General features: G+C 71.9%; 25 protein-coding genes and 1 riboswitch. Of the genes, 5 read left to right on the top strand and 20 right to left on the bottom strand.

Annotation, left to right across the window (positions count from 1 at the left end):
* Positions 1 to 2 precede the first annotated feature (2 nt).
* From pheS to ACIBO8_RS18005, 8 genes are all read right to left on the bottom strand, one after another.
* Entirely contained in the window at positions 3 to 1,064 is a 1,062-nt protein-coding gene (pheS, locus tag ACIBO8_RS18040; RefSeq protein ID WP_396116340.1) for a phenylalanine--tRNA ligase subunit alpha, read from the bottom strand.
* Between the two features lie 142 nt (positions 1,065 to 1,206).
* Positions 1,207 to 2,022 (bottom strand): TrmH family RNA methyltransferase, encoded by an 816-nt coding sequence (locus ACIBO8_RS18035; RefSeq protein ID WP_396116339.1) that lies wholly within the window; start codon positions 2,020 to 2,022, stop codon positions 1,207 to 1,209.
* Positions 2,023 to 2,085: 63 nt separating this feature from the next.
* Complete coding sequence (gene rplT / locus ACIBO8_RS18030) at positions 2,086 to 2,478, bottom strand: 50S ribosomal protein L20 (RefSeq protein WP_015623965.1); 393 nt, start codon at positions 2,476 to 2,478, stop codon at positions 2,086 to 2,088.
* Positions 2,479 to 2,517: 39 nt separating this feature from the next.
* Positions 2,518 to 2,712: a 50S ribosomal protein L35 gene (rpmI, locus tag ACIBO8_RS18025; RefSeq protein WP_071807036.1), complete on the bottom strand. Its 195-nt coding sequence runs from the start codon at positions 2,710 to 2,712 to the stop codon at positions 2,518 to 2,520.
* 43 nt (positions 2,713 to 2,755) lie between these two features.
* Positions 2,756 to 3,385: a translation initiation factor IF-3 gene (infC, locus tag ACIBO8_RS18020; RefSeq protein ID WP_396116404.1), complete on the bottom strand. Its 630-nt coding sequence runs from the start codon at positions 3,383 to 3,385 to the stop codon at positions 2,756 to 2,758.
* A gap of 343 nt (positions 3,386 to 3,728) precedes the next feature.
* A complete protein-coding gene (locus ACIBO8_RS18015; protein WP_396116403.1) occupies positions 3,729 to 4,190 on the bottom strand; it encodes a PH domain-containing protein in 462 nt (153 codons plus the stop codon).
* An 8-nt stretch (positions 4,191 to 4,198) separates the two neighbouring features.
* Complete coding sequence (gene hisG, locus ACIBO8_RS18010) at positions 4,199 to 5,041, bottom strand: ATP phosphoribosyltransferase (protein ID WP_396116338.1); 843 nt, start codon at positions 5,039 to 5,041, stop codon at positions 4,199 to 4,201.
* 44 nt (positions 5,042 to 5,085) lie between these two features.
* Positions 5,086 to 5,349 carry a phosphoribosyl-ATP diphosphatase gene (locus ACIBO8_RS18005; RefSeq protein WP_366154246.1) on the bottom strand — a complete coding sequence of 88 codons (264 nt, stop codon included), beginning with the start codon at positions 5,347 to 5,349 and terminating at the stop codon, positions 5,086 to 5,088.
* A gap of 78 nt (positions 5,350 to 5,427) precedes the next feature.
* Here ACIBO8_RS18005 and ACIBO8_RS18000 point away from each other — a divergent pair, with 78 nt between their 5' ends.
* The 3 genes from ACIBO8_RS18000 to ACIBO8_RS17990 are packed head-to-tail and all read left to right on the top strand — an operon-like array spanning position 5,428 to position 7,890.
* Entirely contained in the window at positions 5,428 to 6,303 is an 876-nt protein-coding gene (locus tag ACIBO8_RS18000) for an ABC transporter substrate-binding protein (RefSeq protein WP_396116337.1), read from the top strand.
* Positions 6,300 to 7,148 (top strand): amino acid ABC transporter permease, encoded by an 849-nt coding sequence (locus tag ACIBO8_RS17995; RefSeq protein WP_396116336.1) that lies wholly within the window; start codon positions 6,300 to 6,302, stop codon positions 7,146 to 7,148. The genes ACIBO8_RS18000 and ACIBO8_RS17995 overlap by 4 nt, the downstream gene beginning before the upstream one ends.
* A gap of 1 nt (position 7,149) precedes the next feature.
* Positions 7,150 to 7,890, top strand: a complete 741-nt coding sequence (locus ACIBO8_RS17990; RefSeq protein ID WP_396116335.1) for an amino acid ABC transporter ATP-binding protein — start codon at positions 7,150 to 7,152, stop codon at positions 7,888 to 7,890.
* 3 nt (positions 7,891 to 7,893) lie between these two features.
* Here ACIBO8_RS17990 and ACIBO8_RS17985 read toward each other — a convergent pair whose 3' ends face one another.
* Positions 7,894 to 8,364 carry a hypothetical protein gene (locus ACIBO8_RS17985; protein ID WP_396116334.1) on the bottom strand — a complete coding sequence of 157 codons (471 nt, stop codon included), beginning with the start codon at positions 8,362 to 8,364 and terminating at the stop codon, positions 7,894 to 7,896.
* A 91-nt stretch (positions 8,365 to 8,455) separates the two neighbouring features.
* On the opposite strand from ACIBO8_RS17985, the gene ACIBO8_RS17980 reads away from it, so the two are divergent.
* Positions 8,456 to 9,337, top strand: a complete 882-nt coding sequence (locus ACIBO8_RS17980; protein WP_396116333.1) for an SMP-30/gluconolactonase/LRE family protein — start codon at positions 8,456 to 8,458, stop codon at positions 9,335 to 9,337.
* Between the two features lie 4 nt (positions 9,338 to 9,341).
* Here ACIBO8_RS17980 and ribH read toward each other — a convergent pair whose 3' ends face one another.
* The 6 genes from ribH to rpe form a co-directional block, all read right to left on the bottom strand.
* The gene (gene ribH / locus ACIBO8_RS17975; protein ID WP_396116332.1) at positions 9,342 to 9,818 is read right to left on the bottom strand and encodes a 6,7-dimethyl-8-ribityllumazine synthase; all 477 of its coding nucleotides are present in this window, start codon (positions 9,816 to 9,818) and stop codon (positions 9,342 to 9,344) included.
* Between the two features lie 44 nt (positions 9,819 to 9,862).
* Positions 9,863 to 11,068 (bottom strand): bifunctional 3,4-dihydroxy-2-butanone-4-phosphate synthase/GTP cyclohydrolase II, encoded by a 1,206-nt coding sequence (locus ACIBO8_RS17970; protein ID WP_396116331.1) that lies wholly within the window; start codon positions 11,066 to 11,068, stop codon positions 9,863 to 9,865.
* The gene (locus tag ACIBO8_RS17965) at positions 11,058 to 11,660 is read right to left on the bottom strand and encodes a riboflavin synthase (RefSeq protein ID WP_396116330.1); all 603 of its coding nucleotides are present in this window, start codon (positions 11,658 to 11,660) and stop codon (positions 11,058 to 11,060) included. Before ACIBO8_RS17965 ends, ACIBO8_RS17970 begins: the two co-directional genes overlap by 11 nt.
* A complete protein-coding gene (gene ribD / locus ACIBO8_RS17960; RefSeq protein ID WP_396116329.1) occupies positions 11,660 to 12,718 on the bottom strand; it encodes a bifunctional diaminohydroxyphosphoribosylaminopyrimidine deaminase/5-amino-6-(5-phosphoribosylamino)uracil reductase RibD in 1,059 nt (352 codons plus the stop codon). Before ribD ends, ACIBO8_RS17965 begins: the two co-directional genes overlap by 1 nt.
* Positions 12,719 to 12,851: 133 nt before the next feature.
* Positions 12,852 to 13,032: riboswitch (FMN riboswitch) on the bottom strand.
* A 74-nt stretch (positions 13,033 to 13,106) separates the two neighbouring features.
* Positions 13,107 to 14,108 carry a response regulator gene (locus tag ACIBO8_RS17955; protein WP_396116328.1) on the bottom strand — a complete coding sequence of 334 codons (1,002 nt, stop codon included), beginning with the start codon at positions 14,106 to 14,108 and terminating at the stop codon, positions 13,107 to 13,109.
* Positions 14,105 to 14,782 carry a ribulose-phosphate 3-epimerase gene (gene rpe / locus ACIBO8_RS17950; RefSeq protein ID WP_396116327.1) on the bottom strand — a complete coding sequence of 226 codons (678 nt, stop codon included), beginning with the start codon at positions 14,780 to 14,782 and terminating at the stop codon, positions 14,105 to 14,107. Before rpe ends, ACIBO8_RS17955 begins: the two co-directional genes overlap by 4 nt.
* 66 nt (positions 14,783 to 14,848) lie before the next feature.
* On the opposite strand from rpe, the gene ACIBO8_RS17945 reads away from it, so the two are divergent.
* Positions 14,849 to 15,718: a septum formation family protein gene (locus ACIBO8_RS17945; protein WP_396116326.1), complete on the top strand. Its 870-nt coding sequence runs from the start codon at positions 14,849 to 14,851 to the stop codon at positions 15,716 to 15,718.
* Here ACIBO8_RS17945 and ACIBO8_RS17940 read toward each other — a convergent pair.
* The 5 genes from ACIBO8_RS17940 to ACIBO8_RS17920 are packed head-to-tail and all read right to left on the bottom strand — an operon-like array spanning position 15,649 to position 20,601.
* Positions 15,649 to 16,329 (bottom strand): sulfotransferase family protein, encoded by a 681-nt coding sequence (locus ACIBO8_RS17940; protein WP_396116325.1) that lies wholly within the window; start codon positions 16,327 to 16,329, stop codon positions 15,649 to 15,651. The genes ACIBO8_RS17945 and ACIBO8_RS17940 overlap by 70 nt on opposite strands.
* Before the next feature lie 43 nt (positions 16,330 to 16,372).
* Positions 16,373 to 17,860: an RsmB/NOP family class I SAM-dependent RNA methyltransferase gene (locus ACIBO8_RS17935; protein ID WP_396116324.1), complete on the bottom strand. Its 1,488-nt coding sequence runs from the start codon at positions 17,858 to 17,860 to the stop codon at positions 16,373 to 16,375.
* Positions 17,857 to 18,783 (bottom strand): methionyl-tRNA formyltransferase, encoded by a 927-nt coding sequence (gene fmt, locus ACIBO8_RS17930; RefSeq protein ID WP_396116323.1) that lies wholly within the window; start codon positions 18,781 to 18,783, stop codon positions 17,857 to 17,859. The genes ACIBO8_RS17935 and fmt overlap by 4 nt, the downstream gene beginning before the upstream one ends.
* A 2-nt stretch (positions 18,784 to 18,785) precedes the next feature.
* Entirely contained in the window at positions 18,786 to 19,343 is a 558-nt protein-coding gene (def, locus tag ACIBO8_RS17925; protein ID WP_396116322.1) for a peptide deformylase, read from the bottom strand.
* 40 nt (positions 19,344 to 19,383) lie between these two features.
* Entirely contained in the window at positions 19,384 to 20,601 is a 1,218-nt protein-coding gene (locus tag ACIBO8_RS17920) for a cytochrome P450 (protein ID WP_396116321.1), read from the bottom strand.
* Positions 20,602 to 20,727 lie beyond the last annotated feature (126 nt).

The raw sequence follows: 20,727 nt of genomic DNA, 5'->3' as shown, positions 1-20,727 counted from the left end.
GATCAGACCGCCATACCGAAGTTGCGGGTGAACCGGACGTCACCCTCCACCATGTCGTGCATGTCGCTCACGCCGTTGCGGAACATCAGCGTCCGCTCGACGCCCATGCCGAACGCGAAGCCGGAGTAGCGCTCGGGGTCGATGCCGCAGGCGGTCAGCACCCGCGGGTTGACCATGCCGCAGCCGCCCCACTCGACCCAGCGCGGGCCGTCGCGGTGCTGGGCGAACCAGACGTCGAATTCCGCGGACGGCTCGGTGAACGGGAAGTAGTGCGGGCGCCAGCGGGTGCGCGCGCCGGGCCCGAACATCGCCCGGGCGAAGTGGTCGAGCGTGCCCTTGAGGTGGGCCATGGTGATGCCCTCGTCGACGACCAGGCCCTCGAGCTGGTGGAACACCGGGCTGTGCGTGGCGTCGAGGTCGTCGGTGCGGTACACGCGACCCGGGCAGACGACGGCGATCGGCGGCTCGTGCGCCAGCATCGTGCGGACCTGGCCGGGCGACGTGTGGGTGCGCATCACCAGGCCGGGCAGGTCCACATAGAACGTGTCCATGAGCCCGCGCGCGGGGTGGTCCGGGCCGATGTTGAGCGCGTCGAAGTTGGCCCATTCCAGCTCGAGCTCGGGGCCGTCGACGACGTCGTAGCCCATGCCGACGAAGAGGTCGGCCATGTGCTCCATGAGCGTGGTCAGCGGGTGCCGGGCGCCGCGCGGGTGCCGGTCCCACGGCAGGGTGACGTCGACGCGCTCCTCGACCAGCACCCGGGCGGCCCGCTCGAGCTCCAGCTCGGCGAGGCGGGCGTCGAACGCCCCCTGGATGGACTGGCGGGCCACGTTGACGCGCTTGCCGGCGTCGGACTTCGCGGCCGGCGGCAGCGAGCCGATCTCCCGGCGCGCGAGCGACACGGGCGAGCGGTCGCCCAGGTGGGCGGGCTTGAGCGCGCCGAGCGCGTCGAGGTCGGCCGCCGCGGCGAACGCCTTCTCGGCCTCGGCGACCGCGGCCTCGAGGGCCTCGGGGGCGAGCAGGGCGGCCTGCTTCGGATCGTACGGATCGTTGCGGTAGGACATGGTCGGGCGAACTCCCTCACACCGGATGAGCCATCGGGCAGTGTACGGAGGCGCGGCTGGGCCGCAGCCCGCCGGTCAGGGAAGTTCGCAGGAAAGAGTCAGCCCACGCGCCCGCGACCAGCGGGCTGGGTAAACATCCGACTCATGACGGTCTCCTCGGGGAGCGCTGCGCTCTCGCCGAAGCATACAAGCAGACCGCCGCGGCGGCAGCCAGGTTAAGGCTCTCGGCTCCGCCGTAGATCGGTACGCGCACCCGCTGGTCGGCGGCCTTGAGGACGTCCTCGGGCAGCCCGTGGGCCTCCGAACCGAACAGCCAGGCGGTGGGCCGCGTCAGCGAGCCGTCGTCGAGCAGGTCGTCCAGGTCGGCGTCGCCGTAGCCGGTGGTCGCGAACACCTGCAGCCCGGCGGCACGCAGCTCACCGGCGACCGTCAGGGGCGCGCGCACCACGTCCACGTTGAACAGACTCCCGGCGGAGGACCGCACACATTTCCCGTTGTACGGGTCCACGGCGTCGCCGGCGAACACCACCGCACCGGCCCCGGCGGCGTCGGCCGTGCGCAGCACCGTACCGGCGTTGCCCGGATCGCGGATCTCCGCCGCGACCGCGACCAGCCGGGGTTGCTTGGCCAGCGCCTCACCCAGCGGCACGTCGACCTGTTCGCAGACCGCCACGAGGCCCTGCGGCTGCACCGTCTCGGCGAGCGCGGCCAGCCCCTCCTCGGTGACCGGGGACACCACGGGCGCCTGGATCGCGAGGTCGCCGTGGCGGGTGAGCGCGGTGTCCGTGCCGAAAAGCTCCAGGACGACCCCCGCGGCCAGGGCCGAACGCACCGCCTGCGGGCCCTCCGCCAGGAAGCGGCCGGTCCGGTCGCGGTCGCGGCGACGCTGCAGCCGCCGGGCCGCGACGACCCTGGGGGTACGCGGGGTGAACGTCACGCTGGTCCTCCGGACATGCATCGGGGCGCCTACCGGAAGAACCGGAAGACGCCCCGAAAGACGACTTGCGTCAAAGGAACTTGCTCAGGCGGCCTGGGCGGCGGCGCCACCCGTGCCCTCGGCCGCGACGGCGGCGCGAGCGATCTCCACGATCGCCGCGAACGAGGCGGCGTCGTTGACGGCCAGGTCGGCCAGGATCTTGCGGTCCACCTCGACGCCGGCCAGCTTCAGGCCCTGGATGAGGCGGTTGTAGGTCAGGCCGTTGGCCCGGGCGCCCGCGTTGATGCGCGTGATCCACAGCTGGCGGAAGTCGCCCTTGCGGTCACGGCGGTCGCGGTACGAGTACTGCATCGAGTGCAGCACCTGCTCCTTGGCCTTGCGGTACAGGCGCGAGCGCTGACCGCGGTAACCGCTGGCGGTCTCCAGCAACGTGCGACGCTTCTTCTGGGCGTTCACTGCCCGCTTGACGCGTGCCATTTCGGTACTCCTAACAGGGGAACGGTTGTGGCGCGCGCGTCAGCGGCCCAGCAGCTTCTTCACTCGCTTGGTGTCAGCCTTGGCCACGACGACCGTACCGGTCATCCGGCGCGTGACGTGGGAGGACTTGCCCTCCAGCAGGTGGCGCTTGCCGGCCTGCTCGCGGACGATCTTGCCCTTGCCGGTGACCTTCACCCGCTTACCCATGCCGGTGTGGCTCTTCATCTTCGGCACTTGAACGCCTACTCTCTCTGCCCCGGCGGTCCGGGGAACGTACCTACTCTGCGGTGGTGTCGGCAGCAGCGGCCGCCGGCGGTGCCTCGGCACCATCGCCCTCGCGCGGCTCCCGCGGCGGGCGGGCGTTGGCCGCGACAGTCGCCGCGGCGGCGGCCTTGGTCGCCCGGTGGGGGGCCAGCACCATGATCATGTTGCGGCCGTCCTGCTTGGGACTGGCCTCGACGAAACCCAGGTCCGAGATCTCTTCGCTGAGCCGGCGCAGGAGCCGGAAACCCAGCTCGGGGCGGCTCTGCTCACGACCACGGAACATGATCGTCACCTTGACCTTGTCGCCCGCCTTGAGGAACCGCACCACGTGACCCTTCTTGGTCTCGTAGTCGTGCGGGTCGATCTTCGGCCGCAGCTTCATTTCCTTGATGACGGTCTGTTGCTGGTTGCGCCGTGCCTCGCGCGCCTTGAGTGCACTCTCGTACTTGAACTTGCCGAAGTCCATGAGCTTGCACACCGGCGGACGGGCCATGGGCGCGACCTCGACCAGGTCCAGGTCCACGTCCGCGGCCAGCTGAAGGGCACGCTCGAGCGGGACGATGCCCACCTGCTCACCCTCGGGGCCGACCAGTCGGACCTCTCGAGCCCGGATCTGTTCGTTAACGCGCGGTTCGACGCTGATGGGGCCTCCTCAGAACGAATGTCATGTCGTGGGCCGATCCGCGGGTTCGGCCGCGGAAAAGACCCTGCCAATGTCGGTCGGCCTCGTCCCCACCCCCGGCGAGCCACGGGGCGAGGAGGAAAGCAGAAGGCCCCGGCACATGCCGGGGCCCGCTCGACCGGTCATCGGCGCCCATGAGGACGCACACCCACCCCGGGATATTCCCGTGGTCGGTTGACCGGACCCGGCCGCTGCGAGAGCGACTCGGGTGGGAACCAGCGGGCTCCTCTTTCGCGCCCGCGGCCCCTGTCAAGAAGACTTGGCGGGAGTGCAGGCGTGGTCGACTGCGGCGAAGTCTACCAGTTCAGGACGACGACGCCGAATGAAGGGCACGCAGGCTGCGGACGCCCTCGACGGCGTACTCCTTGTCGGCCGCCTGCAGCGCGTGGACCGGCACCGTCTCGTCGTCGTGCAGTTCCAGCATCGCCCACGCGGAGTTGCGGTCGAAACGCACCGCGCGCACCGCCGACCAGGGCAGATCGAAATTGCCGACGACGTTGCGGATCTGCACGTGATCGGCGTCCGCCTGCACCCGCGGCCGGGTGAAGGCCAGGATGCCCAGGGCGGCGAGCACCCCGAGACCGATCATGGCGCCCTGGTCGCCCCGCTCGAACTGCCCGAGGCCGTCGCCGGTCGACCCGTGCAGGCCGAAGCTGAGCGCGGTGAAGAGGATCACCACGGCCGCCGCCGAGATGCCGGCGACCCAGCGGATGCGCCGCGGCCGGTAGGCGACCGCCTCACGCGTCGGAGTAGTCACGTCCACCACTCTGCCACTCACAGCCTGCAGTTGGAGATGTCGGTTACCAGAATGGCGCGGGCGCCCAGCTCGTACAGCTCGTCCATGATCCGGTGCGCCTCCGCCCGCCGGACCATAGCCTGCACCGCGACCCAGCCCTCGCGGTGCAGCGGGGAGACCGTCGGCGACTCGATGCCCGGGGTCAGCGCGGTGGCGTTCTCCAGCAGGTCGGCGCGGACGTCGTACGCGAGCATCACGTAGCTGCGGGCGACCAGCACGCCCTGCAACCGCCGGATGAGCTGCGCGGTCCTGGCCTCCGACCGGTCGTTGCGGCCGATCAGGATGGCCGACGAGCGCAGCAGCGGCTCGCCGAAGGTCTCCAGCCCGGCCTGGCGCAGCGTCCGGCCGGTCTCGACGACGTCGGCGATCAGGTCGGCGACGCCGAGGCGCACCGCGTTCTCCACCGCGCCGTCCAGGCGGACCACGTCGGCCTTCAGGTCGCGCTCGGCGAGATAACGCTCGACCACCCCCGGGTACGCCGTGGCGATGCGCCGCCCCCCGATCTCCGACTCCGAGCCGAGCGTCCCGGACGGGGAGGCCCAGCGGAACGTGGCCCCGCCGAAGCCGAGGTCGAGCAGCTCCTCGGCCGGCACCCCGGAGTCGACCAGCAGGTCGCGCCCGGTGATGCCGAGATCCAGGTCACCGGAGCCGACGTACGTGGCGATGTCGCGGGGGCGGAGGTAGAAGAACTCGACGGTGTTGTCCTCGTCACGGCAGACGAGGTCCTTCGGGTCGGTGCGCTGGCGGTAACCGGCGTCGCGCAGCATCTGGGCGGCCGGGGCGGACAGGGTTCCCTTGTTCGGTACGGCGATGCGCAGCATGGACGTGCTCCTTCGATGAGACTCGATCACAGGCGGAGGGCACGTCAGAGATGTCGGTAGACGTCCTTGAGCTCGAGGCCGGTGGCGATCATGAGGACCTGTGCCTGGTAGAGCAGCTGCGAGATCTCCTCGGCGGCCCGCTGCGGCCCCTCGTGCTCGGCGGCCATCCAGGACTCGGCGGCTTCCTCGACGACCTTCTTCCCGATGAAGTGCACGCCGGCATCCAGCGCCGCGACGGTGCCCGAACCCTCGGGCCGCTCCGCCGCCTTCGTCTGGAGCTCGGCGAACAACTCTTCGAACGTCTTCACGGGAGCCGATTGTGGCAGCTCATCACGGACTGGCGACGGACGGCCCCATCCCTTGGGACGTGGGTTAGCCTGCCGGACATGGTCAGAATCCCCCTCGCGGCGCTGGGAAGCGCCGTTGTGCTCCTCGTCACGCTGGGCGGCTGCGCCCCGGCGGACGAGGACGGCTCCCCCGCGGCCGGCGGCTCCGCCTCCGCCTCGAACGCCGCCTGCGCCCAGGGTGCCCTCGACACCATGACGCCGGGCAAGCTCACCATCGGCACCGACAACCCGGCGTACGAGCCGTGGTTCAGCGACAACAAGCCGGCCAACGGCAAGGGATTCGAGTCCGCTGTGGCCTATCAGGTCGCCCAGCGGCTCGGCTACCCGGCGCAGAACGTCGTCTGGACCCAGGTCACCTTCAACAACGCGATCGCGCCGGGCCCGAAGACCTTCGACTTCGACATCAACCAGTTCTCGATCACGCCGGAGCGCCGCAAGGCCGTCGACTTCTCGTCGCCGTACTACCTGGTCCGGCAGACCGTGATCACGACGAAGGGTTCGAAGATCGACGGGGCGAAGACCATCGCCGAGCTCAAGGACGCCAAGCTGGGCGCCCAGGTGGGCACCACCAGCTACCAGGCGATCAACGAGCTGATCAAGCCGGCGGCGAAGCCCCAGGTCTTCAACAACAACGACGACGCGAAGAAGGCCCTGGAGAACAAGCAGGTCGACGGCATCGTGGTGGACCTGCCCACGGCGTTCTACATGACCGCGGCCGAGCTCGAGGACGGCGTGATCGTGGGGCAGCTGCCCCAGGTGGGCGTACCGGAGCAGTTCGGCCTGGTTCTTGACCTGGGTTCGAAGCTGACCCCGTGCGTCAGTGCGGCGGTGGACCAGCTGCGCCAGGACGGCACGCTCGCGGTGCTGGAGAAGACCTGGCTGGCGAGCACCGGCGGAGCTCCCGAGCTTTCGTGACCACCCAGCTCTACCGGCCCAGCGAGATCCAGCGCGGGCGGGTCGCCTACCGCCGCCGGCAGACGATCCGCTCCGTGCTGCTCGCTGCGCTCTCGACCGCCGTCGTGGGCGTCGCGCTGGCCCTCGCCGTGACCGGCGCGCCCGGCTGGGAGCGCGTGAAGGCGTCGTTCTTCGACTGGGAGATCGCGAAGAAGTACCTGCCGGAGGTCCTCGACGGGCTGTGGCTCAACGTGCGGCTGCTGGTCGTCTGCGCCGCGGCCGCGCTGGCGCTCGGCCTGCTGGTCGCGGTGCTGCGCACGCTGCGGGGTCCGGTCTTCTTCCCGGTACGCGCGCTGGCCACGGGCTACACGTACGCGTTCCGCGGCCTCCCGCTGATCATCGTCCTGTACGTGTGCACCCTCGGCGTGCCCGGTCTGCGCCTGCAAGGCATGCCGAGCGTGCTGGTCCTCGGCGGGGCGGCGCTCGTGATCACGTACGGGGCGTACCTGGCCGAGGTGTTCCGGGCCGGCATCGAGTCGGTGCACCCCAGCCAGCTGGCCGCCGCGCGCTCGCTCGGGCTCACCTACCGGCAGACGATGCGCCACGTGGTGCTGCCACAGGCGGTACGCCGGGTCGCCCCGCCACTGCTCAACGACACCGTCGCACTGCAGAAGGACGTGGGCCTCGTGTCGCTCGCCGGCCCGATCGACGCCGTACGCGCGGCCCAGATCGCCACCGCGCAGGACGCCAACTTCACCCCGTACATTCTGGCCGGGGTGTTGTTCGTGCTCCTCGCCCTGCCGCTGATCGGCGTGACCGACTGGGTGACGCTGCGCGCCGCCCGCCGCCAGTCCGCGGGCGCCTGACATGCTGCTGTCCTGCGAGAACGTCCGCAAATCCTTCGGGCCCGCAGTGGTCCTCGACGACCTGTCGCTCACCGTGGACGAGCACCAGGTGGTCGCCCTGATCGGCGCCTCCGGATCCGGCAAGTCCACGCTGCTGCGCTGCATCAACCTGCTCACGGAGATCGACGACGGCAGGATCCGGCTCGACGGCGAGGACATCACCGATCCCCGCGTGAACCCGGACGTGATCCGCCGCCGCATCGGGATGGTCTTCCAGTCCTACAACCTCTTCCCGCACATGACGGTGCTGCGCAACATCACGCTGGCGCCCGACAAGGTCCACGGCCGCGCGGCGGCCGAGACCCGCGCCCAGGCGATGGAGTGGCTCGACCGGGTCGGCCTGGCCGACAAGGCGGACAGCTACCCGGACCGGCTGTCGGGCGGCCAGCAGCAGCGCGTCGCGATCGTGCGCGCCCTGGTCAACAGCCCGCGGTTGCTGCTGCTGGACGAAGTCACGTCGGCGCTGGACCCGGAGCTGGTGGGCGAGGTCCTCACCATGATCCGCGGTCTCAAGGAGGACGGGATGACCATGGTGCTGGCGACGCACGAGATGGGTTTCGCCCGGCAGGTGGCCGACCGGGTGGTGTTCCTGGACGGCGGGCGGGTGCTCGAGGCCGGGCCGCCGGAACAGGTGCTCGGCGACCCGGTCGAGGCCCGGACGCGGCAGTTCCTCGCCCGGATCATCGAGGCGGGGCGGCTCTGACCGCTAGCGTTGCTGCGCCTCGTTGATCAGGCGGAGCTCGGCGATCGCCCCGTGCGCCGCGTGGAAGATCTCCGCCTGCGGGTGGCGACCCTCACCGAGATCCTGCTCGGCGGCCAGGACCGCGCGCTGCCCGTCATAGGTCAGCGCTCGCAGGACCACGCCGTCCACCGGCGGAAGGGCGTCCTCGACGGACGGCGGGAGCTGGTCAAGGTGAGTCTCGACGGTCCGCAGCGCCGCGAGGGTCGCGGCCACCACCTGAGCGTGCTGGCCACCGCCGATCAGGCCGCCGCCGGTCGTGGTGTAGAGACTGGTCGTCCCGTCGGCCAGCGCGACGAGTGAGTAGCCGCCTTGCTCATAGGTCGTGTCCATCAGCAGGCCCCAGACCCGCGGCAGGTCCGGTGTCGGGGTGATGCCCACCTCCGCCGGAACGATCTCGAGAACCTGCCGTCGAAGCCCCGTGTAAGTGTCAGACATGGCGTCATTCTGAAGTATCGATGCGAGTGGGCAACGCCTCGATGAGCTTGCGCCCATTGATACCGGCCACCCGTACGTGAATGATCGCTCCATGGATTTCAAGGTGATCGCGGTCCCGGGCCATGGCGCCGAGGATGTCGTCGTGGCGGCCGACGGTTCCGTCTTCACGGGCACCGAGGACGGCGTGATCCATCGCATCGCCCCCGACGGCCGGGTGGAGGCCGTCGCCGACACGGGCGGCCGGCCGCTGGGCATCGAGCTCCTGCCCGACGGCCGGTTGCTGGTCTGCGACGCCCGGCGCGGCCTGCTGGCCGTCGACGTGGCCGGCGGGGCGGTCGAGGAGCTGGCCGGCGGCATGCGGTTCTGCAACAACGCCGCCGTGGCCGCCGACGGCACCGTCTACTTCTCGGATTCCTCCACGGTCCACCCGATCGACGAGTGGCGGGCGGAGGTCGTCGAGGTGACCCGTACCGGCCGGCTGCTTCGGCGCACTCCGGACGGCACGGTCAGCGTCCTGCGCGACGGCCTGGCCTTCGCCAACGGGGTGGCTCTGGCGAGCGACGAGTCGTTCGTGGCGGTGGCCGAGACGGCGGCACGCACCATCGCCCGCCACTGGCTGACCGGCCGCGACGACTTCCTGGTCGAGGACCTGCCCGGATACCCGGACAACATCGCGCGCGGCAGCGACGGGCTGATCTGGGTCTCGCTCGCCAGCCCGAAGGATCCGATGGTGGAACGCCTCCAGCGCGGCCCGCGGTGGATCCGTCGCGGGGTGACGAGGATCCCCGAGTCGCTGCAGCCGGCCCCGAAGCGGACGGTCCGGGTCCAGGCGTACGACAACGACGGCCGCCTGGTCCACGATCTCACCGGCGACAGCGCCCGGTTCCACATGGTGACCGGCGTGCGGGAGCACAACGGCCGCGTCTGGATGGGCAGCCTGCACGAGCCGGCCGTCGCCGTGCTGACCCTCTGACGGGTCAGGCCTTCTCGACCTCGCGGATCGCGTTGACCGCGTCGAGGACGGCGACCGTGCTCTGCCAGCCCTTGTCCTCGATCGAGTCCTCGAGCCCCGCCCGGTCCTTGGCCTGCCCCAGGCTCTCCACGGTCAGGACGCCGTGCGCCACCGGCGTGCGCTCGTCCAGCGCCACCCGGGTCAGCCCGGCGGTCACGGCGTCACAGACGTAGTCGAAGTGGGCCGTCTCGCCGCGGATGACCACGCCGAGCGCCACCACCGCGTCGCACTTCTTCGCCAGGGCCTGCGCGACGATCGGCAGCTCCACCGAACCCGCCACCCGGGTCACGATGACGTCGTCCACACCGCACGCCTTCGCGGCTGCCTGCGCCCGTTCGACCATGTGGTCGACCAGGTCGGCGTGCCAGCGCGAGCCGACGATGCCGACCTTGAGCCCGGCCCCGTCGACGGTGTTCAGGTGCGGATCCCCGAAACCGGCCATGATGCCCCCTTTACGAAAATGGTCCCATATGTGGAGGCCCTTGATCAGCCCAACGCCTCGAACAGGTGGCCCATGCGATCCCGCTTGGTCCGCAGGTAGCGGACGTTCTCCGGGTGCAGCCGCACGGGTAGCGCCGCCCGGCCGGTGATCGTCAGGCCGTACCCCTCCAGCCCGGCACGCTTCGCCGGGTTGTTGGTGAGCAGCTGCATCGATCGCACGCCCAGGTCGACGAGGATCTGCGCGCCGGTGCCGTAGTCGCGGGCGTCGGCGGGCAGGCCCAGCTCCAGGTTGGCGTCGACGGTGTCCAGGCCCCGGTCCTGCAGCTGGTACGCCTGCAGCTTGTGCAGCAGCCCGATCCCCCGGCCCTCGTGCCCGCGCATGTAGAGCACGACACCCCGCCCGGCCTGAGCCACCCGCTCGAGGGCGGCGTCCAGCTGCGGCCCGCAGTCGCAGCGCACCGAGCCGAAGACGTCGCCGGTCAGGCACTCGGAGTGCACCCGCACGAGCACGTCCTCGCCGTCGCCGAGGTCGCCGTAGACCAGGGCGACATGCTCGGCGCCGTCGACCAGCGCCCGGTAGCCGACCGCGGTGAAGTCGCCGTGCTCGGTCGGCAGCCGGGTCTCCACGACCCGCTCGACCTGGCGCTCCTGCCGCCGCCGGTAGGCGATCAGATCGGCGATGCTGATCAGCGCGAGGTCGTGCTCGACCGCGAACTTCTCCAGGTCGGGCAGGCGCATCATGGTGCCGTCGTCGTTGACCATCTCGCAGAGCACGCCGGCCGGCCGCAGCCCGGCGAGCACCGCCAGGTCGATCGCCGCCTCCGTGTGCCCGGGCCGGCGCAGCACGCCGCCGGGCTTGGCGCGCAGCGGCACGACGTGCCCGGGGCGGGTGAGATCGGTCGGCTGGGTGTCGGCGCCGGCCAGCAGCTTGATCGTGTGGGCCCGGTCGGCGGCCGAGATGCCGGTGCTGACGCCCTCGCGCGCGTCGACGGTCACCGCGTACGCCGTGCCGCGCCGGTCCTGGTTGGTGTGGAACATCGGGGGGAGGTCGAGGCGGTCGGCCTCCTCCTCGGTCAGCGGCACGCAGATGTAGCCGGAGGTGTAGCGCACCATGAACGCGAGCAGCTCCGGGGTGGCGTGCTCGGCGGCGAAGATCAGGTCGCCCTCGTTCTCACGGTCCTCGTCGTCGACGACGATGACCGGACGGCCGGCGGCGATGTCCGCGACTGCCCGCTCGATCTCATCCAGCATGACGATCCCCCAGCATCTTCTCGACGTACTTCGCGATGACGTCGACCTCGAGGTTGACCGGGTCGCCGACGCCCTTGGAACCCAGGACGGTGAGCTTGAGCGTGGTCGGGATCAGCCCGACGCTGAACGAGTCCGCGGTGACCGCCATGACGGTCAGCGAGACGCCGTCGACGGTGATCGAGCCCTTCTCCACCACGTAGCGGGACAGCTCCGGCGGCAGCGAGAAGGTCAGCACCTCCCACTCGGCGGCGGGCTCGCGGGCGATGAGCTTCGCGACCCCGTCGACATGGCCCTGGACCAGGTGCCCGCCGAGGCGGCTGCCCACGGTCGCGGCCCGCTCGAGGTTCACCGGGCTGCCCACCGCCAGCGCGCCCAGTGACGAGCGGCGCAGGGTCTCCCCCATGACGTCGGCGGTGAAGACGCCGTCCTCGTTGTCGATGACGGTGAGACAGACCCCGTTGACCGCGATGGAGTCGCCGTGCCGCGCGTCCGACGTGACGACAGGACCGCGTACGGCGAGCACCGCCGAGTCGCCCCCCGCGTCGGTGAGGCGGACGACCTCACCCAGTTCCTCGACGATTCCGGTGAACATCAGGACTCCCTCTTGGGCCGCAGGACTGCGGTGAAGCGCAGGTCGGAGCCGATCTGCGCGATGTCGGTGAGGTCCAGGTCGATGGCCTCGGCGATCGTGGTGACGCCCGCGTCGACCAGCGCCGCGCGCCCGGCGCCGAGCAGCTTCGGCGCGACGTAACCCACCACCCGGTCGACCAGCCCCGCGGCCAGGAACGCCCCGGCCAGCGTCGGGCCGCCCTCCAGCAGCACCGCGCGGATGCCGCGGGCGTACAGGCCGGTGAGCATGGCGGACAGGTCGACGTGGCCGTCCGGGCCCGCGCCGACCTCGGCGGTGGTCACGATCCAGGTCTCGGCGGCGGCGTCGCGGATGCGGGCCTTCACCGGCGTACGCCCGGAGGAGTCGACGACCACCCGCAGCGGCTGCTTGATCGCGAGGCTGCCGTCGCGCAGGTCGCGGACGGTGAGTTGAGGGTCGTCGGCGAGCACGGTGCCCACGCCGACCACGATGGCGTCGACCGTGCTGCGCAGCCGGTGCACGTCGGCGCGGGCCGGCTCCGAGGTGATCCACATGCTGGTACCGTCGGCCGCCGCCGAGCGCCCGTCGAGGGTGGCCGCGTACTTCCAGGTGACGTACGGACGGGAGCGGCGCACGGCGGTCAGCCAGGCCAGGTTGCCCGCCTCGGCCTCCTCGCGGCGTACCCCCGTCTCGATCTGGATCCCGGCGGCGCGCAGCGTCGCGGCTCCCCCGGCCGCGACCGGCGTCGGGTCGTCGACCGCGATGACCACCCGCTTGATGCCCGCCGCGATGAGCGCCTGGGCGCACGGGCCGGTCCGCCCGGTGTGGTTGCAGGGTTCGAGGGTGACCACCGCGGTGCCGCCCCGGGCGCGCTTGCCGGCCTGGGCGAGCGCGACGATCTCGGCGTGCGGGCCGCCCGCGTACGCGTGGAACCCCTCCCCGACGACCTTGCCGTCGGGATCGAGCAGGAGGCATCCGACGACCGGATTGGGGCTGGTGGTGCCGAGGCCACGGGCGGCCAGCGCAATCGCGCGCCCCATCGCCTCGTGCTCGGTGACCATCTCCCTGCCTTTCCCTGACGCGGTGCGGTCACGCGCTCAGGGAAGGGGAGAAAACGCCGAGGAACAGGACATCAGGGGACGCTTCGCGCCGCCCTGGACGAGGCACGCCGCGACGAGCCCTCGGTCCTGATCCGCGCGCTGTCTCCCATCCGGACTGTCTGACCGATCGGCATGTGCCGGTCGCTCAACCGTCGGCCCCGGATTCTCACCAGGTCCACCGGCCGTCGCAGGTACGACGTCCGGGTCGCGGGCTTACCTTCCGCGAGGGAAGGATCACCGCCGGTTCGGAATTTCACCGAGTCCCGCCAGCGCGTGGTGGGTTACCGGTCAGTCTTGCACGTCATCGGCGAATTGCCATCCGCCGGGCGACCCACGTCACAAGTCCGACTCACAGCGGCGGGTCGTCGAGGTTCTCCGAGTCACTGCGGCGGCGGTCGATGGCCACGTACGAGCCGGGCTGGCTCTTCGCGACCTTCTTCATCTCGGAGGCGACCGCGACCACGGCCCGGTGATCGGAGTAGGCGCGGCCCCCGGCGGTGGACTGGGCGACGCCGATGGAGAGGGTGACCAGCGCGGCCCGCTGCTTGCCGCCCCGCCGGTCCGGCACCTCGATGTAGCCGCGGCGCGCGTCCTCGGGGTCGTACAGCTGGTCGGCGGAGGCCTCGAAGTCGGTCACCATGTGCTTGGTCAGCGGCAGCACCTGGTCGGGGTGGCAGATGAAGACGAAGTCGTCGCCGCCGATGTGGCCCAGGAACACCGGCGGGCGCCCGGCGGCGGTGGCGGCCCGGTGCAGGCTGCGGGCCAGCGTGGTGATGAAGTCGTCGCCGCGGTCGAAGCCGTACACGTCGTTGACCGGCTTGAACCGGTCGATGTCGACGTAGCCGACGGAGAAGTCGCCGCCCGCCTTCATCCGGTCGGCGATCTCGCGCGTCACGCGGGCGTTGCCGGGCAGCCCGGTCAGCGGCGACACCTCGCGGAACTCCTTGTTGCGCCGCAGCGTCGAGGACACCCGGGCGATCAGCTCCGCGGTGTCGAACGGCTTGACCAGGTAATCGTCGACGCCGGCGGTCAGCCCCACGACCTTGTCGACGGTCATACCCTTGGCGGTCAGCATGATCACCGGCAGCGCGGAGGTCAGCGGCTCGGCCCGCAGCCGGCGGGTCAGCTCGACGCCGTCCATCCGCGGCATCATCCAGTCGACCACCGCCAGGTCGGGGCGGCGCGACTCCATCACCTCGAGCGCCTCCTGGCCGTCGCGGGCCCGCATGACCTCGAAGCCGTGCACCTTGAGGTTGAACGCGACGAACCCGGCGATGTCGTCGTCGTCGTCGACGACCAGGACGAGGTCCGGCCGTTCCTCGGGCTCACCGCCGGGTCCGCCGGTGCTCATGCCCGCTCGGTGGTGCGCTCGGCGAGCGCCCGCAGCTTGCGGATCGCCTCGGCCGGGTCCTCCGCGCCGTAGACGGCGGTGCCCGCGACGAACGCGTCGGCACCGGCCTCGGCGGCCTGCTCGATGGTGTCGGCCGCGATGCCGCCGTCCACCTCCAGGCGCACCTCGAGGTTCTTCGCCGTGATCCGCCGGCGCACGTCACGGACCTTGCCCAGCATCTCGGGCAGGAACTTCTGACCGCCGAAGCCCGCCTTGATGGTCATGATGAGCACCGTGTCCACGTAGGGCAGCAGCTCGAGGTACGGCTCCACGGGCGTGTCGCGGTCGATGGCCAGGCCGGCCTTGGCCCCGGCCGCGCGCAGCGTCTTGGCCAGCGCCACCGGGTTCTCGCAGGCCTCGGCGTGGAACGTGACGTTGTACGCGCCCGCCTCGGCGTATCCCGGGGCCCAGCGCTCCGGGTCCTCGATCATGAGGTGCACGTCGAACGGGATGGTCGTCGCCTTGCGCAGGCTCTGGACGACCGGCAGGCCGATGGTCAGATTGGGGACGAAATGGTTGTCCATGACGTCCACGTGCACCCAGTCGGCCGCCCCCTCGATGTCGTGCACGGCTTCGGCGAGATGCGCGAAGTCCGCGGCCAGGATGCTGGGGGCGATGATCGGCGATGACTCCACCGGAGAAGTGTATGGCCTCCGCGGGCCGGGCCGGGATACTCATGGGGTTGCGGAGGGGAGGCCGGCATGCGGCGGGTGGTGACGGCGCTGGTGACGGTGATGCTCGCCGCCGGGTGCACCGGGACGCCCTCCGACGGCGCGGACGGTGATCTCACCGACGACTGGGCACCGCTGCCGGCGCCCGCCGCGTACCAGCCGGCGGCGCACGCCTGCCACGCCCGGCTCCTGCAGACGGCGTCGGCCACCGACGAGCGGCCGGTCGACTGCGGCCAGGTGCACGTCGGCGAGGCCTTCCACCTGGGGACGGCGCCCGACGCCGAAGTGCCGCCGGCGGAGGGCACGGCCGGCGCCCGGGCCGCGTACAGGGAATGTTCGCAGGCGGCGGTGGACTTCGTCGGCGGGCCCTGGCGCACCGCCCGGCTCGCGGTCCACGTGGTGTGGCCGACCGCGAAGGGGTGGTCCGGCGGCGCGCGCTGGTTCCGCTGCGATCTGACCCAGACAGACCTTGACGGGTACGGCCGCAGCGGCCGTACCGGCACGCTCGAGGGCGAGCTCACCCGCCCGTCCCCGCTGCGGCTGGGCTGCTTCGCGCCGACGGTGGACGGCGGCACGGTGACCGAGATGCGTCCCGTCCCGTGCGGCCGGAAGCACCGGGCCGAGTTCGCCGGGCTGTGGCAGGCGCCCGACGTCTCGTACGCGGACCTGGAAGCCGGCGTCGCCCGCAGCGCGGCGGGCTGCCGCAGCGTGATCGCCCGCTTCGCCGCCCTGCCCGACGACGCGGACATGCAGTACCGCAGCGGCTGGATCTCCTACAACCCCACCCGCAGCGAATGGCTGGCGGGCGAGCGCCGCGTGCGGTGCTTCGTCTACTTCGCCGAGCGCTCCCTGACCCGGTCGCTGAAGGACGCGGGCCCGTCGGTGCTGCCCGTCGACTGATTCACGCGCGCGGCGAGGCGCTCCTGGAACGCCGCGGTGTCGTTGGTGCGCGGGAAAGGCTCGTCCGGCACCGGCACGCCGAGGAACGCGCAGAGCGGCTCCCAGCCGTCGGCCACCCGGAAGTCGAGCAACCGGTCGGCGGGGACCTCGCGCCGCACCGCCGCGTTGTGCTGCTCGAACACCCGGATCGCGTGCTCCCGGTCGGCGAAGCGGCCGCCGAACGTGCCGGCCCAGATCACCGTCTCGATCATGCTGACGGGTGAGCCCTCACCGCGCGGGGCCCGCAGCGCCGCCTGGTAGATCGTCCGGTAGGCGCTGTCGTACCAGGCGTCCGGGTCCCGCACGGTCAGGACGACCTTGGCGCCGGGGTGCTCCGCGATCAGCTCCCGCCAGAAATAGGTGCCCGGCCAGTCCACCGTGGAACGGTAGCCCTCGAAGGCCTTCCGGAGGCCGGCCGGATCACCCTGGGCGGCCCGCCGGAACAGCGCCGCCCGCCCCGGATCGTCCAGCAACGGCACCATGTGCAGGCAGGGGCCGAAGCCGAGCCGCTCCAACGCCTCTTTCAGGCTCAGTGTGCCGGTACGCCCGAATCCCACGCCGATGACGTCCATGGATGGGACAGTACTGGACAATGTTGACCCTAAAGGTGAACTTTCAGCTCGTACGGCGCAGGACCGCCAGGAACATGGCGTCGGTGCCGTGCCGGTGCGGCCACAGCTGCACCGTCGGACCAGGGCCGAGCTTCGGCATGCCCGGGGGCAGCAGCGGCCGCGCGTCCACGAAGTCGACCTCCACCCCGCTGCGCCGCGAACCCTCGGTCACCGTCACCTGGGTCTCGACCATGTGCGGCGAGCACGTCACGTACGCGACCACACCGCCCGGGCGGACGGCCCGCAGCGCGGCGACGAGCAGCTCGCGCTGGAGCCGAGTCAGCGGCGGCAGATCGGCCGGCTGACGGCGCCAGCGCGCCTCGGGACGCCGGCGCAGCGAGCCCAGGCCGGTGCACGGCGCGTCGACCAGCACCCGGTCGAACGCCTCCTCCGGCAGATCGGGGTCGCGGCCGACCGTACGCCCGTCGGTCGGCAGCACGGTGACCGGCAGCCCGGCGGTGGCCTGCTCGACCAGCCGAGCCCGGTGGTCGGCCACCTCGACGGCGGTGACCTCGGCGCCGCGCTGCGCGGCGATCGAGCCGAGCAGGCCCGCCTTGCCGCCCGGCCCGGCGCACAGGTCCAGCCAGCGCGTGTCCTGCCCCTCGACCGGGGCGGCCAGCAACGCGGCGGCGACCAGCTGGGAGCCCTCGTCCTGCACGTGGGCGCGGCCCTGACGGATGGCGGCCAGGTCGCCCGGCGAGCCACCGTTGAGATAGACCGCGTACGGCGAGAACGCGCCCGGCACCCCCTCCACCTCGTCCGCGAGGTCGACCGCGTCGGCCCGCCCCGGCCGGGCGCACAGGTGCACGACCGGGGGCTGGTTGTCCTCGATCAGCAGCCGCGCGGTGTCCTCCAGGTCGCCGCCGAGCGCCTCCGAGAACGACCGGATGATCCACTCCGGGTGATGGTGGACCACCGACAGGTTGCCGATCGGATCCTCCGCGTAATCCGGTGCGACCCGGGCCAGCCAGTCCTCGAGGCTGGTCTCCGAGATCCCCCGCATGACGGCGTTGGCGAAGCCGGCCGCGCCGGGCGCGACCGACCGCACCAGGTCCACGGTCTGGTTCACCGCCGCGTGCGCCGGGACCCGGGTGAAGAGCAATTGGTACGCCCCCAGCCGCAGCGCGTCCCGGGCGGGCGGATCGATCCGGGCCACGTCACGCCCGGCCGCCTCCGCGATGATCCGGTCCAGGGTGCCCAGGGCGCGCAGCGTGCCGTACGTCAGCTCGGTGGCGAAGGCCGCGTCGCGCCCGTGCAGCCCCATGCCCCGCAGGATGTCACCGAGGACCAGGTTCGCGTACGCGTCGTCGCGGTGCACGGCGGCGATCGCCTCGTACGCCGCCTGCCGGGCCGGGTCCGACGGCGGCCGCCCGCCGCGCGGTCCGCGCCCGGTACGCGCGTCGCGGCCGTCGGTCCGGCCGTATCCCGGTCCGCCGGGTCGCCGGGGCCGCCCGGAGTTGTGGGGGCGGTCGGCGCGGTGCTCGGAACTCACTGAAACTGCTCTCCCGGGTTGATCCGCAGGCCGCGCGCCCAGTCGCTCGCGGACATGGGCTTCTTGCCGGCGGCCCGGACCTCGCCGAGGATCACCGGGGTGGTGGCGGTGCCGGCGAGCACCTGGGTGCGCTCGACCAGCAGTTCGCCGGGCTTGAGGGACGTCGCGTTGGCGACCGGGCGCACCGGTCCGAGCTTGAGCCGCTCCCCGCGCAGGGTCGTCCAGGCGCCGGGCGCCGGCGTGCACGCGCGGATCCGCCGGTCGACGGCGAAGGCGGGATCCTCCCAGCGCACCCGGGCGTCCTCGACGGTGATCTTCGGGGCCATGCTGACCCCGTCCGCGGGCTGCGGGTGGGCCCGGGCCGTGCCCGCCTCGATCGCGTCGAGGACGGCGACCAGCAGCCCCGCCCCCTCGGTGGCGAGCCGGCCCAGCAGGTCGCCGGAAGTGTCGTGCGGGCGGATCTGCTCGGTCAGCGTGCCGTACACCGGGCCGGTGTCCATGCCGGCCTCCAGCTCGAACACGCTGGCGCCGGTGACCTCGTCGCCGTGCAGGACGGCGTGCTGCACGGGCGCCGCGCCACGCCACGCGGGCAGCAGGGAGAAGTGCAGGTTCACCCACCCGTGCCGGGGAATCTCCAGCGCCGCGGGCGGCACCAGGGCGCCGTACGCGACCACCGGCACGCAGTCCGGCGCGATCTCCCGCAGCCGCTCCTGGAACTCGGGCTCCCGCGGGCGCTGCGGGGTGAGCACCTCGATGCCCCGCTCGTCGGCCCACGCACCAGCGGGCGACCGGACCAGGCGGCGCCCCCGGCCGGCCGGCGCGTCGGGGCGGGTCACGACGGCCACCAGCTCGTGCGACGAGGCGGCGATGGCGTCGAGGGAGGGCAGGGTCACTTCCGGCGTACCGGCGAAGACGAGACGCATGCTCACCGCCCCGCGCCGAAAAGGCCGAGGCCGTGCGGGCTGGTCTTGACCACGGGCGGCTTGGCGGCGTCGTACCAGTCGGCGGCACGGATCTGCTTCATCGCGTCCTTCCGGGCGGCGGCGTCGAGGCGGTCCAGGAACAGGACGCCGTCGAGGTGGTCGGTCTCGTGCTGCACGCAGCGGGCCATCAGGCCGGTGCCGACCAGGCGGACCGGATCGCCGTACTCGTTGAAGCCCTCCGCCACCACGTTCTGGCGGCGCTTGGTGTCGACGTACACCCCGGGGATGGAAAGGCAGCCCTCGGGGCCGTCCTGCTCCTCGGCGTCGGGGAAGCTGAGCACCGGGTTGACGATGTGCCCGACCACGTCGTCGACGTCGAACGTGAACACCCGCAGTCCCACCCCGAGCTGCGGGGCGGCCAGGCCGGCACCGCCCTCGTCGAGCATGGTGTCGGTGAGATCCCGGACCAGGGTGCGCAGTTCCTTGTCGAAGTCGGTGACCGGATCGGCCTGCGAACGCAGCACCGGGTCGCCGAACAGGCGGATGGGCTGAACGGTCACGCGGTGCCACTCCTGACTGGGGAAAGACTGCTGTCGGGCCCTAGTCTACGGAGCCCACCCGGACCGGCAGAGTCGCCCATCCGCGCAGGGTGAGCCGGTCACGGCGCTCCGGCTCACCGGCCGGCGAAAGCCCCGGGAACCGGCGCAGCACGGCGGGCAGAGCGACCTGAGCCTCCAACCGGGCCAGCGGCGCCCCGAGGCAGTAGTGCACGCCGGCCCCGAACGACAGCGGCGCGTTGTCCGCCCGGTCCGGATCGAAGCGGTCGGCGTCGGTGAACCGGGCCGGATCCCGGTTGGCGGCGCCGAGAAACACGATGATCTCGCTGCCCGCCGGGACGGGCAGCCCGGCGACCTGGGTGTCCTCGCCCGCGAACCGGCCGGTCAGCTGCACCGGCGGCTCGTACCGCAGCATCTCCTCGACGTAGGCGGGCGCGGCCTCCGGGTCGTCGCGCAGCCGCTGCGCGAGCACCGGCCGTTCGAGAAGCAGCCGCAGGCCGTTGCCGAGCAGATTGGTGGTGGTCTCGAACCCGGCCACCAGCAGCAGCGCGAGATTCCCCATCAGCTCGCCGGCGGTGAGCTTGTCCCCACCGGAATCGTGCGCGGCCGCGAGGGCCGTGACGAGGTCGTCCTGCGGATCCCGGCGGCGCACCTCGATCAGGGCCGCGAAGTAGTCCTCCAGCTCCTCGGCCGCCGCATGGGCGCCGGCGGCCTGCTCCGGGGTGAGCTGCACCTCGAGAACCGCGGTGAGCGCCTCGGCCAGCCGCCGGAACCGGCCCCGATCGGCGGCCGGCACGCCGAGCAGGGCACAGATCACCTTGATCGGCAACGGGTACGCCAGGTGGGTCATGAAGTCGGCCACCCCGCCGCCGGCGAGCGCGACCATCTCGTCGAGGGTCTCCTCCACCTGCGCCTCGATGACGGCCCGGAGCCGGCCCACCCGCCGGGCGGTGAACACGCCGGACGCCAGCCGCCGCATCCGCGTGTGGTTCGGCGGGTTCTGCTTCAACATCGAGTCGGCGAACAGCGCGACGCCCTTGTTCTGCCGCCAGTCGGGCCAATGCTGATCGAGCAGCGCCGCGTCGAACACGATCATGGCAGGATCCCGCAGCACCGCATCAGCAGCGTGCCAGCCCGTGACGAAGTACGCGCCGGCCTGCCCGACGATCGGCCCCTTCGACCGAAGCGCGGCGTACGCGGGATAGGGATCGATCCCGGCACCGGGCGAAAGGAGCAGCTCGACGGCCGCGGCGGCATCCACCGCTCCATTGTGCTGACCGAGGCACACCGATGTCGATCTAGCCCTTCGCCGTCGGCGCGTCCCCCGAGCCGGCCTTCCCGCCGGGCCGGCCCGTCTTCACCCTTCCGGGCTCGCCTGTCCCGGGCC

It is taken from the genome of Actinoplanes sp. NPDC049681 (assembly GCF_044465265.1).
Taxonomy (GTDB): domain Bacteria; phylum Actinomycetota; class Actinomycetes; order Mycobacteriales; family Micromonosporaceae; genus Actinoplanes.
The sequence above is the reverse complement of the archived record's forward strand: the minus strand, read 5'-3'. Positions and strand labels throughout refer to the sequence as shown.